The 12,362-nt window shown below is 57.2% G+C and carries 13 protein-coding genes; 5 read left to right on the forward strand and 8 right to left on the reverse strand.

What is annotated here, in order from left to right; all coding sequences use genetic code 11:
• Positions 1-4 precede the first annotated feature (4 nt).
• The 8 genes from PYR66_07575 to PYR66_07610 all read right to left on the reverse strand — a co-directional run bounded on the left by PYR66_07575 (position 5) and on the right by PYR66_07610 (position 7,209).
• Positions 5-457 (reverse strand): DUF1097 domain-containing protein, encoded by a 453-nt coding sequence (locus PYR66_07575; protein WEF29562.1) that lies wholly within the window; start codon positions 455-457, stop codon positions 5-7.
• 47 nt (positions 458-504) lie between these two features.
• Positions 505-1,740 (reverse strand): NAD-dependent dihydropyrimidine dehydrogenase subunit PreA, encoded by a 1,236-nt coding sequence (gene preA / locus PYR66_07580; protein ID WEF29563.1) that lies wholly within the window; start codon positions 1,738-1,740, stop codon positions 505-507.
• A complete protein-coding gene (locus PYR66_07585) occupies positions 1,734-2,975 on the reverse strand; it encodes an NAD(P)-dependent oxidoreductase (GenBank protein ID WEF29564.1) in 1,242 nt (413 codons plus the stop codon). The genes preA and PYR66_07585 overlap by 7 nt, the downstream gene beginning before the upstream one ends.
• A 229-nt stretch (positions 2,976-3,204) precedes the next feature.
• On the reverse strand, positions 3,205-3,918 hold the full coding sequence (gene sanA, locus PYR66_07590; protein ID WEF29565.1) for an outer membrane permeability protein SanA: 714 nt from the start codon (positions 3,916-3,918) through the stop codon (positions 3,205-3,207).
• Positions 3,919-4,088: 170 nt separating this feature from the next.
• Complete coding sequence (gene cdd, locus PYR66_07595) at positions 4,089-4,973, reverse strand: cytidine deaminase (GenBank protein WEF29566.1); 885 nt, start codon at positions 4,971-4,973, stop codon at positions 4,089-4,091.
• Positions 4,974-5,100: 127 nt separating this feature from the next.
• The gene (locus PYR66_07600) at positions 5,101-5,796 is read right to left on the reverse strand and encodes a CidB/LrgB family autolysis modulator (protein ID WEF29567.1); all 696 of its coding nucleotides are present in this window, start codon (positions 5,794-5,796) and stop codon (positions 5,101-5,103) included.
• Positions 5,793-6,191, reverse strand: coding sequence for a CidA/LrgA family protein (locus tag PYR66_07605; protein ID WEF29568.1), 399 nt, complete (start codon positions 6,189-6,191; stop codon positions 5,793-5,795). The genes PYR66_07600 and PYR66_07605 overlap by 4 nt, the downstream gene beginning before the upstream one ends.
• A 112-nt stretch (positions 6,192-6,303) precedes the next feature.
• On the reverse strand, positions 6,304-7,209 hold the full coding sequence (locus tag PYR66_07610; GenBank protein ID WEF29569.1) for a LysR family transcriptional regulator: 906 nt from the start codon (positions 7,207-7,209) through the stop codon (positions 6,304-6,306).
• A gap of 127 nt (positions 7,210-7,336) precedes the next feature.
• Between PYR66_07610 and PYR66_07615 the strand changes: the two genes are divergently transcribed.
• Genes PYR66_07615 through PYR66_07635 form a run of 5 tightly spaced genes read left to right on the forward strand, consistent with a single transcriptional unit; the run spans position 7,337 to position 12,323 of the window.
• On the forward strand, positions 7,337-8,695 hold the full coding sequence (locus tag PYR66_07615) for an aromatic acid/H+ symport family MFS transporter (protein ID WEF29570.1): 1,359 nt from the start codon (positions 7,337-7,339) through the stop codon (positions 8,693-8,695).
• A gap of 11 nt (positions 8,696-8,706) precedes the next feature.
• The gene (gene gtdA, locus PYR66_07620; protein ID WEF29571.1) at positions 8,707-9,744 is read left to right on the forward strand and encodes a gentisate 1,2-dioxygenase; all 1,038 of its coding nucleotides are present in this window, start codon (positions 8,707-8,709) and stop codon (positions 9,742-9,744) included.
• Between the two features lie 17 nt (positions 9,745-9,761).
• Complete coding sequence (locus tag PYR66_07625; GenBank protein ID WEF29572.1) at positions 9,762-10,463, forward strand: fumarylacetoacetate hydrolase family protein; 702 nt, start codon at positions 9,762-9,764, stop codon at positions 10,461-10,463.
• An 8-nt stretch (positions 10,464-10,471) separates the two neighbouring features.
• Positions 10,472-11,116, forward strand: a complete 645-nt coding sequence (maiA, locus tag PYR66_07630) for a maleylacetoacetate isomerase (protein ID WEF29573.1) — start codon at positions 10,472-10,474, stop codon at positions 11,114-11,116.
• A 13-nt stretch (positions 11,117-11,129) separates the two neighbouring features.
• The gene (locus tag PYR66_07635; protein WEF29574.1) at positions 11,130-12,323 is read left to right on the forward strand and encodes a 3-hydroxybenzoate 6-monooxygenase; all 1,194 of its coding nucleotides are present in this window, start codon (positions 11,130-11,132) and stop codon (positions 12,321-12,323) included.
• Positions 12,324-12,362 lie beyond the last annotated feature (39 nt).

Raw genomic sequence — 12,362 nt, forward strand, 5'->3', positions numbered from 1 at the left:
CGGGCTACTTGCTACGAGCGGCAATATACAGCCCACTGTTTTTCATCGCATAACCAAAAACCAACCCAATCAGCAGCGCAGGCAGCACGGCTCGCCAGTTGCCGTCGCAGGCAAAGGTTGAACAGGCGCCGATAAAGGTACCGGGAACAAAAGAGAACCAGCCGTTTTTAGCCTGAATACACATGGCGAAGGCCACAACCCCGGTTAGCAGATAGCTGACAACGGTCAGCGCTGGTGATAGCGCGCTGCCGTGGATAATCACTTCAGCCCAAAAAACGCCGCTAAGCAGCGTGCAAAACGAAATCCCCAGCCCCTTTAACCCACCCTGCGGGCAGGCAAAGTAAGCGGTACACCCCAGAAACCCCGCCCAGCTGAGTAACCCCCACGACACGGCAACCCAGCTCCAGATGCCGGATAAAATGCCGGTGGTGAGCGCAATGGCGACAAGTGTACTCATATCCATGTCCATCCGGCCCACTGCAGTGGGCCGGGCTTGTCAGGGCGTTAAAGAGTAACCGCGTGCGCTTCTTCGCCAGGTTTGAATTCCACCTTGCCGAGGCTGATACAGGCAACCGGGCAAACGTGGCCGCACAGCAGGCAGCCGACGCACTTCTCGGTGTCGCAGTGCGGGGTGCGAGTTTGTTCATTCCACTCCATCGCCTGGTGGCCGCCGTCGAAGCAGGAAATATAGCAGCGTCCGCAGCCGACGCATTTTTCCTGATTAATATGCGGGTAGACGATATAGCTACGATCGAGATCTTCTGCCGGAACGATATTGGCATTCGCCAGCCCAACCATCTCTTGCAGCGAGTTGAATCCCTGGTCGTTAAGATAATGCGACAGACCGCTTATCATATCTTCAACGATACGATAGCCGTACTGCATGATGCCGGTCGTCACCTGTAGCGTCGCCGCGCCCAGCAGCAGGAACTCCGCGGCATCCTCCCAGGTTTCAATGCCGCCAATACCGCTAATCGGAAAATCCTTCAGCTCAGGATGGGTGCGTAGCTGCTGAATGAAACGCAGCGCAATAGGCTTCACGGCCTTACCAGAGTAGCCCGAAATACTGGACTTGCCGTTGACGACCGGCAGGCCTATTTTACGGTTGAGGTCGATATTGGTGATCGACTTAACGGTGTTGATGGTGGCAATACCGTCAGCGCCGCCGCGTTTCGCCGCCAGCGCCACTTCGCACATATCGCCGATATTGGGCGTCATTTTGGCAAGCATTGGCAGAGTCGAGCCGCGTTTCACCGCCCGGCAGTATTTCTTAACCAGTTCGGGGCTTTGTCCCACGTCGCTGCCCATGGCGTGAGAGGTCATCTGCGGGCAGGAGAAGTTGCACTCGATCATATCCGCACCGGCTTCTTCCACCAGTTGCGCCAGATCCTGCCACTGTTGCTCATTTTCACCCATGATCGACGCGATCAGCACTTTATCCGGGTAATCCTGTTTGAGCCGCCGGATCGCGGCGAGGTTTTCCGCCAGCGGATGCTCGGCAATCTGTTCCATATTTTTAAAGCCGATAAACCCGGTGTCTTCTTTGGTCAGATGATCAAAGCGGGGCGAAACTTCGTTGGCGATAAAGAAGCCGATGGTTTTAAAGACGATGCCGCCCCAGCCGCTGTCGTAAGCTTTGGCGCACATCTCATAGCAGTTGCCGACCGGCGAAGAGGAGAGACAGAACGGATTGGGGAACGTCACGCCGCAAAAGGTAATAGAGAGATCTTTGGTTAACATGATTGCGCCTCCTCTAAATAGTGATGAATGGCCTGAGCGGCTTCTTTCCCGGTTTTCACGGCGTAAACCACGGTTTTGTCTCCCTGGACGATATCGCCTGCGGCGAACAGCTGCGGGTCTGTGGTCTGGTAGTGGCGGGTGTCCACGGTGTTGCGCTGTGACTGAATATCGGAGAAGGCGGCAAGATCGGCATGCTGGCCAACGGCGAGGATAATGTTCTCGGCGGTCAGCGTCAGTTCACCGGGCAGACGCACGTGTTTGAAGGTTACCTTGTTACCGGCAACGGCAGTTGGCGTAAAGCCATCAATGATGGATACGCCTAGCGCCTGAGTCGTGGTGAACTCTTTTTCACTGGCCGGAAATTCAGCCAGTTCCTCACGGGCTACGCAGGTGACGGACGAGCACCCGAGAATTTTCAGCGTACTGGCAACGTCCATCGCAACGTCGCCGCCGCCAATCACCAGCGCGCTTTGTGGTACGGAGATGTCGCCCGCATTGCCGCGCGCACGTTGTAAAAAGTCGACGGCAATTTCTACCGAACCGGCGTCATTAAACAACGGTAGCGTTGAGCCTTTCGACAGGCCAACAGTTAGCAGGACGGCGCGATGTTCGGCTTTAAGCGCCTCCAGAGTGACGGTTTTGCCGACCTCACAATCGCAGCGGATCGTCACACCCATTTCCACAATGCGTGCAATTTCATGGTCCAGCACCGGCTGCGGCAGGCGAAACTCAGGAATGCCGTGTCGCAGCCAGCCGCCGGGCTGTGTCGCTTTTTCAAACACGGTAACGTCGTAGCCCAGATTGCACAGCGTGACGCTGGCCTGTAGCCCGGCAGGGCCTGCGCCAACGATGGCGACTTTGCCTTTATCTTTACGGCCCGGTTGGTAAATCTGCATTTGCGTCTGCTGTTCGAAGTCGGTGACAAACCGCTGCAGGCGGGCGATATCGATAGGCTTATCAATCCCGGAACGGGAGCAGCCCTTTTGGCAGAGTTTTTCCGTCGGGCATACTCGTGCACAAACGGCGCCTAACGCATTATTTTCTCGAATGGTTTCGGCAGCGCCTTTCAAGTTGCGGAAATAGATTGAGCGAATGAACTTGCCCGGGTCGGTTTCGGCCGGGCAGGACTGACTGCACGGCGCATCGTGGCACAGCAGGCAGCGGGAGGCTTCTTTAATCGCCAGCAATGGCGTAAAGGCGGGAATAATCTCATCCAGGTATTCGTGTTGCGACATAATTGATCCCTTAATGATTAGTTTAATTAAGGCAAATAAAGTGAAACAACTACCAGAAGGCTAAGCGTGTGAGGGAGGCTATTCTGTGAAAACATTCACAAATAACCCTGTTATTTGTGTGTGATTCGTGGCGATAGCAGGAATACCTAAAATGCAAATAGGAACGATTATTGAATCGAAATTAATTAATTTATTTTATGAATGGCACGGTGATACAGAGGAGGGTGGGTCACTTTTTCTTCTGCAACTCCAGTACCTGTTCCGGCGTCACCGCCGGGTACCCCTGCGCATCCTCCGGAACTTCCTGCTGGGCTGGAATCGGAATCAGCGGGCCTAAGAAACGCGGTTCGCGTTTAAAGATGTACAGATCCGCCAGCGCGCCGAAACGGGCGCCAAACTCGCGCAGACGCACGGTCCACATATCTTTTGGCGACGGCACCGCGTAGCACTGCGCCTGAATCCCCATATGCAGGGCGATAAACAGCGCGCGTTCGCAGTGGAAACGCTGGGTGATAATGATGAAATCGTTGGTATCGAACACTTTGCGGGTGCGCACTATCGAATCGAGGGTGCGGAAACCGGCGTAGTCCAGCACGATATCCGCAGGATCGACGCCACCTTTGATCAGATCGCGGCGCATGGTCATCGGCTCATTATAGCTTTGCAGCGCGTTGTCGCCGCTTAACAGCAGATAGTTCACCTTGCCGCTGTTGTAGGCATTTAGCGCGCCCTGGATGCGGTAGCGGTAATACTGGTTAATCACACCGGTACGATAATACTTCGCAGTACCCAGCACGACGCCGACCTGGCGGTAGGGGAGATCCTGCAGTTCATCGTAAATATAGGGTGCGGTTTTCCAGCTCATCCAACGGTCAAGACCCAGCACGGTCAACAGCAGCAGGCCGAGCAGGGCTAACAGGCTGTATAACGCACGCTTTAACATGAACTGGGCTCGATGGTGGAGGATGGATGCTTCAGGCTACTTTACCCGCCGGACAAGCGCAAGAAACCATCGTTTAATTGCGGGAATTTTCAGCAATGTGGGCAGATTGCCGATAGTCGGCCGGATAAGGCGACGCCGCCATCCGGCAATCTGCCAGGGCTCAATAAGGATTAACCTAACAGTACGCGGTCAATATTCTGACAGCCCAGCGCTTTCAGCGTCGCGACGGTCGCATCCCACTGGATTAGCGCCGCGTCGGATTTCTCGGCCAGCAGCGCGCGCTGGATATCCGGGTAGTCGTAACCGTTAAGACTCAGCAGGTTCAACGCGCCCTGCAGCGGCGGCAACGTTGGGTTAAACGCCGCATTTTCCGCATAGCTGCCGCTGAAAATAGTGCCGTCTTTCAGCTCCAGCGCCACGCCGGAAGGTGAGTGGCTATACGGCGCGTGGCAACGGTTCGCCGCCTGAATGGCCGCCTGAGTCAGCGCATCGCCGCTGAGGGCGAAGCCGTGATCCTGCTCATCCATCAACAGGGTTTTAATCTCAAGATCTTTCGGACCAAAGGCATCCGGCAGATAGTGCTGCAGAGCGTGCGCTTCGCGGCCCGGCAGATGAATGCGCAGCGTCAGGCCGCTGTTCAGTTCGTTCATAAACTGACGACAGTGGCCGCATGGCGTGTAATTCACGGTAATGGCGCGCAGAGATGTTTCACCGCGCAGCCAGGCATGGCTGATGGCGCTTTGTTCGGCATGTACGGTCTGTTGCATGGTGGCGCCGAGAAACTCCATGTTGCCGCCGAAATACCAGCGGCCGCTGACGCCCCGGGCAATGGCGCCGACGTTGAAGTGAGAAAGGTCGGCACGCGCGCAGGCGGCGGCAAGCGGCAGCAGCGCAAAGGCCAGCGCGTCTTCGTCCAAACCTGTCGCGCGCTGCAGCGCCGCCACCTGATCGGCTTCGAGCAGAGCCGGGAAGTGCGGGTCTGCGAGCATCGGGGCGATGGCCGCCTGCAGGTCTGCCGCCAGATTAGTCAAAGCAGCTTGAAAACGTGAGTGCATAGCGTTGCCTCATAACAATGTAATGGGAATCTAGTGTACGAGCCCCATAAGAGCCTATATGTGATATACATCTCATTGTTTATGCAACTTTTATATGTTGCATTTATAATTGTGATTTAAATCACGATTATCCGACGATCGCCACAATAACCGGGAACAGGAATGGCGCGACCAACGAGGTAATAATGCCGCACAGTACCAACGCCAGCGAACTAAATGCCCCTTCCTGATAGTCCAGTTCGGCGCAGCGGGCGGTACCGAGGGCGTGCGACGCGGTCCCCATCGATAAGCCGCGCGATGCTTTCGTGTGGATATGCATGGCGTTTAGCAGCGTATGGCCAAACACCGCGCCAAGGATACCGACGAAAATCACGCATACGGCGCTGATGGCCGGGATGCCGCCGATACTGCCGCTGACCGCCATCGCAATTGGCGTGGTGACCGATTTGGGCAAAATAGAGGCAGCGATTTGCGGCGTCGCACCCATCAACAGGGCGACGGTAGTCCCGGTGATCATCGCCACGCAACTACCGATAAAGCAGATGGTGATGATCGATTTCCAGCGGGCGCGGATCTGGTGCAACTGCTCATACAGCGGGAAGGCCAACGCCACCACCGCTGGTTGCAGCAGGTCGTTGAGGACTTTACTGCCGGCAAAATAGCGCTCATAAGAGATTCCGCTGACCAGCAGGAAAGGAATAATGACCACCATCGCCACCAGCAGCGGGTTCAGCAGCGGAAATTTAAACCGCGCCGCCAGCTTGCGCGCGAGGAAGAAAACGATCAGCGTTAACGGCAGCGACCACCAGATTTCATGGATCATTTTTTACTTCCTTTTTGCCCGACGATTTTGCGTTCACCGTGGACCAGATGCGAACTCCAGCTCACCACCAAAAAGACTAATAAGGTACTGATGGCGCAGGAGACGGCCACCGGGCCAAGCTGCGCGCGTAGCAAATCCCAGTACTGCATCACGCCGACGCCGATCGGCACGAACAGTAGCGCCATATAGCGAATCAGGATATTGCAACCGGGGTTGACCCACTGCGGCGGCATAATTTGCAGCGCCAGCAGTACGAACAGAATTAGCATGCCGATAATGCTGCCGGGGATGGTGATGGGCAGCAGCCCGGCGATAAAAATGCCTGCATACAGGCAGGCGTAAATCAGGACGAAAGCCCGTAAATACTGCCAGATAATATTCAGCGACTTACTCATGGTAATAACCCTTGATGAATTGCTATTCATCATACAATTAAACCCTGAAATGTGCTACCGATCACATCATGAATTCTACGCATCGTCAGCATAGAAAATGGGAACAGTAATGCTATATGGCAAGATAGTGGAGAAAACGGCTTAGCGCCTGCGATGGCACTTCGCTTTTGCGCCAGAACACCCCAACGCTACCTTTTTGTTCAATACGCGGCAAATTAAGAATCGCTAGCTGCTGATGCTCGGCGTAATACTGTGCCAGCCGCAAGGAAAGAATCGAGATCATATCGCTGCTTTGCAGCAAATTGCTGGTGACATTCATTGATGCCGACTCAATGGTGTTTTCCGGCAGCATCACGCCGTTATCCACCAGCGCGTTATCAATACTCTGACGAATGGGTGTGCCGGTGGGCCAGACTATCCAGCGCCAGACGGCGAGATCCGCCCAGCTCAGACGCGCCCGGCTGGCTAGCGGATGGTCCGGGCGGGCGACGAAGCACACCGGTTCGGTATACAGCACGCGGTAATTGAGCGGCAGCTCCAGCGCCCGTCCGCCGACGCGTCCGACGACCACGTCGACCACGCCGGAGAGCAGATCGTGTAGTAGCGGGGTCATCACTTTCTCTTCGATATTCAGATGCAGGGTCGGCATCTCTTTAAGCAGCGCGAGGATCGCCTGCGCGACGCAATCGGTCGCCACCGGCGAGCAGCCGATCATCAGGCTGCCAACCAGCCCGCCTTGCTTAAATCTTTCGATTTCATACTGCGAGCGCGACATGTCGTTGATTAGCCGCTGAGCATGCTGGAGCAGCAGTTTACCGCCTTCCGAAGGGCGCAGGCCTTTGCTATGGCGTTCAAATAGCGGCATTCCCACTTCTTCTTCGAACTGCGTCAGCCACTTAGAGAGCGCAGGTTGGGTGATATTCATCATTTTCGCCACCTGGGTGAGGTTGCCTTGTTCGCCCAGCGCCACCAGCATTTTCAGATGCTGCAGCTTTAATTTTTGCGTCCAGTTCGCCATCAATCAATAACCTCCAGGTTATGTCTATGCCCGAAAAGCCATTGTACATTTCATCGCCTAAGTTACAAAATCGCAACATAAAAGAAATAAACACAACATCTACCCTGACCTGCACTGAGGCATCATTATGGCTCAACGACGTGAACTACAGACGTTACTTAACGCAGCGCCAGTTGGCGCGCTGCAGTGGCGTGTGATTATCTGCTGTTTTCTGGTGGTGATGCTCGATGGTTTTGATACCGCCGCCATTGGTTTTATCGCCCCCGATATCCGCGTTCACTGGCAGCTTAGCGCCAGCGACCTCGCGCCGCTGTTCGGTGCCGGGCTATTAGGATTGACCGCCGGGGCGCTGCTCTGCGGCCCGCTGTCTGACCGCTTCGGCCGAAAGCGGGTGATTGAGTTTTGCGTTGCGCTGTTTGGCCTGTTTAGTCTGCTCTCCGCGTTTTCTACCAGTCTTGAGATGCTAGTTATTCTGCGTTTTCTCACCGGGCTGGGCCTGGGTGGGGCCATGCCTAACACCATTACTATGACCTCGGAATATCTGCCGGCTCGCCGCCGCGGCGCATTAGTTACCTTGATGTTCTGCGGCTTCACGCTCGGCTCGGCGCTGGGCGGGGTGGTGAGCGCGCAGCTGGTGGCGCAAATTGGCTGGCACGGCATTCTGGCCTTAGGTGGGATCCTGCCGCTGTTGCTGGCCGTTGCGCTGCTGTGGGCGCTACCGGAGTCGCCGCGCTGGCAGGTACGCCGCGGGTTGCCGCAGTCCACCATTGCCAATACGGTGAGTGCTATTACCGGCGAGCGCTACGACGATAGCCATTTCTGGCTGGATGAACCGGCCGCCGGGCCGAAAGGCAGCATTAGCCAGTTGTTCGCGGGCCGTCAGTTAGCGATCACGCTGATGCTGTGGGTGGTGTTCTTTATGAGCCTGCTGATTATCTATCTGCTCTCCAGCTGGATGCCGACGCTGCTTAACCATCGTGGTATCGATTTGCAGCACGCCTCGTGGGTGACTGCCGCGTTTCAGGTCGGTGGTACGCTTGGCGCCCTGTTGCTTGGCGTCCTGATGGACCGTTTCAATCCCTTCCGCGTGCTGGCGCTGAGCTACTGTCTGGGGGCGCTGTGTATCGTGATGATCGGCTTAAGCGAGAACGGTCTGTGGCAGATGGCGTTGGCGATTTTTGGTACCGGTATTGGCGTCAGCGGTTCGCAGGTGGGCCTTAATGCGCTGACCGCCACGCTCTATCCGACCCAGAGTCGGGCAACCGGCGTCAGCTGGTCCAACGCCGTCGGCCGCTGCGGCGCTATCGTCGGGTCACTCTCCGGCGGCATGATGATGGCGATGAATTTTTCTTTCGACACGCTGTTTTACGTTATTGCGGTACCGGCGGCGATTAGCGCAGTGATGCTTATCCTGCTGACGCTGGCGGTCCGCCACCCTACACCTGTACCCGACGCGCTGCCCTCTGCCGGCATCGCGAATAAGTAAGGAGAACAATAATGACGCAATCCACTCCGCAGGCGCACCGCGATCGCCAGCAGTTCTATCACCATCTCTCCGGGCAGCACCTGAGTCCGCTGTGGGAATCACTGCACCATCTGGTGCCGCAAACGCCGAACGCCAACTGCGCCCCGGCGTACTGGAACTACCAGGAAATCCGCCCGCTGCTGCTGGAAAGCGGGCAGTTAATCGGCGCCAAAGAGGCGGTACGCCGCGTACTGGTGCTGGAGAACCCGCAGCTTCGCGGCCAGTCGTCGATTACCTCATCGTTGTACGCCGGCCTGCAGTTAATCATGCCCGGCGAAGTGGCGCCGAGCCATCGCCATAACCAATCGGCGCTGCGCTTCGTCGTCGAAGGTCACGGCGCGTTTACCGCCGTCGACGGCGAGCGTACGCAGATGAGCCCCGGCGATTTTATCCTGACCCCACAATGGCGCTGGCACGACCACGGTAACCCGGGGGATGAACCGGTTATCTGGCTGGATGGCCTCGATCTGCCGCTGGTGAACTATCTCGGCTGCGGTTTTGCCGAAGATTACCCGCAGGAGCAGCAGCCGGTGACGCGTAAAGAGGGGGATTATCTGCCGCGCTACGCCGCGAATATGCTGCCGCTGCGCCATCAGGTGGGGAATTCATCGCCGATTTTCAACTACCGTTACGACCGCAGCCGCGAGGCGTTGCACGACCTGACCCGTCTAGGCGAGGCCGATGAATGGGATGGCTACAAGATGCGCTACGTCAATCCGGTAACCGGCGGTTACCCGATGCCATCAATGGGCGCTTTCCTGCAATTGCTGCCGAAGGGCTTCCGCTCCAGGGTGGCGAAAACCACCGATAGCACCATCTATCACGTGGTGGAAGGCGGCGGTCAGGTGACCATCGGCGAACAAACCTTCGCCTTCCAGGCGAAAGATATCTTCGTGGTGCCGACGTGGCACGGCGTGTCGTTCAACGCTGATGAAGAGTGCGTGTTATTCAGCTTCTCGGACCGCCCAGTACAAGAGGCCTTAGGCCTGTTCCGTGAAGCGCGTTATTAATAATAAGGAAAACCATCATGAACCAATACGTTTTTGCACCCCAGGCCCCGATTAGCGTACCCGTTGTTGGCAGCGATGAGCAGTTCCCGGTGCGCCGCGTTTACTGCGTTGGCCGCAACTATGCCGCCCATGCCCGCGAAATGGGTTTCGATCCGGATCGTGAACCGCCGTTCTTCTTCTGCAAACCGGCGGACGCGGTCGTACCGGTGGCGGCTGGCGAGACACTGGATCTGCCGTACCCGGCGCAGACCGACAACTATCACTATGAGATTGAGCTGGTGGTTGCTATCGGTAAGCAGGGGCGCGATATTCCGCTGGAACAGGCGCATGAATACGTCTGGGGCTATGCCACCGGTCTTGATATGACTCGCCGCGACCGCCAGATGGAGATGCGCCAGATGGGCCGTCCGTGGGAGATCGGTAAAGCGTTCGATCTCTCCGCCCCGATTGCGCCGCTGCACAAAGCCGCCGATGCATGCGATGTGGATCAGGCTGGGATCTGGCTGCAGGTGAACGGTGAAGATCATCAACGTAGCGATATCCGCCACCTGATCTGGTCGGTGAATGAAACCATCAGCTATCTCTCCGGCTTTTTCGAACTGCAGCCTGGCGACCTGATTTTCACCGGCACGCCGGAAGGCGTCGGCGCGGTAGTGAAGGGTGATGTCATCACCGGCAATGTCGACGGGCTGACGCCGATCGCCGTTCGTGTGGTGTGAGGTGAGCGATGAAGCTGTACAGTTTTTTTAATAGCTCGGCCTCGTATCGGGTGCGTATCGTGCTGGCGCTAAAAGGGATTGACTATCAAAGCGTGGGGGTGAATATCCGCATCGGGGCGCAGAATGTGCTGGAGTACCGGCGGCTTAACCCGGTGGGGCTGGTGCCGACGCTTATCACCAATGATGGCGAATCGCTGGGCCAGTCGCTGGCGATTGTGGATTGGCTTGACCGTCACTATCCGCAAGTGCCGCTGCTGCCGCAGGACGACCCGGCGCGGATGCGGGTGCTGGAGATGGTCTATGCCATTGCCTGCGATATCCATCCGATTAATAACATGCGGGTTTTACGCTATCTTGGCGATGAGCTTAAGGTCAGCGAAGAGGATAAAAAACGCTGGTATGCCCACTGGATCCAGCAAGGACTCAGCGCGCTGGAGCTGCTGCTGCGCCAGGCGAAGTCTGGTGATTTCTGCGTCGGCGATACGCCAACGCTCGCCGACTGTTGTCTGGTGCCGCAGTGGGCCAATGCGCAGCGGATGGGCTGCGACCTGAGCCACTATCCGCGCTGCCGGGCGGTTTATGACGCCTGTACCCGGCTACCGGCGTTTATCGCTGCCGCGCCGGAAAATCAACAAGACAAAATTCCGGCCTAGGGAGGAGGGAACAATGGCGAAAGTAACGCGAGCAATTATCGTCGGCGGCGGCATTGGCGGCGCGGCGACGGCGCTCTCTCTGGCGCGCCAGGGAATCAAAGTGATGCTGCTGGAAAAGGCCCATGAAATCGGTGAAATCGGCGCCGGCATTCAGCTGGGCCCCAACGCTTTTTCGGCGCTCGACAGTCTGGGCGTCGGCGAAGTTGCGCGACAGCGTGCGGTGTTTACCGATCACATCACGATGATGGATGCGGTGAATGGCGAAGAGGTGGTGCGCATCGAGACCGGTCAGGCCTTCCGCGACCATTTCGGCGGCCCGTATGCAGTGATCCATCGGGTGGATATTCATGCCACGGTGTGGGAAGCGGCGTTGACGCATCCCGGCGTGGAGTATCGTACTTCGACCAACGTAGTGGATATCCGCCAGACCGCCGATGAAGTGACAGTCTTTGATGAGCAAGGCAACAGTTGGACCGCCGATATTCTGCTGGGCTGCGATGGCGTGAAGTCGGTGGTACGCCAGAGTCTGCTCGGCGATGCGCCGCGGGTCACCGGCCACGTGGTGTACCGCGCGGTGGTTGAGGCGGCGGAAATGCCGGAAGACCTGCGCATTAACGCCCCGGTGCTGTGGGCTGGCCCACACTGTCACCTGGTACATTACCCGCTGCGCGGCGGTAAACAGTACAACCTGGTCGTCACCTTCCACAGCCGCGAAAGCGAGGAGTGGGGCGTGCGCGACGGCAGTAAAGAAGAGGTGCTCTCTTACTTTAAAGGCATTCATCCGCGCCCGCGGCAGATGCTGGATAAGCCGACCTCGTGGCGACGCTGGTCCACCGCCGACCGCGAGCCGGTAGATAAATGGGGTAACGATCGCATTGCCCTGGTGGGGGATGCCGCCCACCCGGTGGCGCAGTATATGGCGCAGGGTGCCTGTATGGCGTTGGAGGATGCGGTGACGATTGGCAAAGCGCTGCAGCAGTGTGACGGCGATGCTGCTCGCGCGTTCGCGCTGTATGAGTCGGTGCGTATTCCGCGGACCGCGCGAATCGTCTGGTCAACCCGAGAAATGGGGCGAATCTATCACGCGGCGGGTGTCGAACGTCAGGTGCGTAATCTTCTATGGAAAGGTAAAACGCAGGACGAGTTTTATCGCGGCATCGAATGGCTTTACGGCTGGAAAGAGGAAAACTGCCTCAAGCCGCGTTGAGGCCATGCATTGAGATCTTTCAACCGACGCACAGAGGCG

The organism is Klebsiella aerogenes (assembly GCA_029027985.1).
Taxonomy (GTDB): domain Bacteria; phylum Pseudomonadota; class Gammaproteobacteria; order Enterobacterales; family Enterobacteriaceae; genus Klebsiella; species Klebsiella aerogenes_A.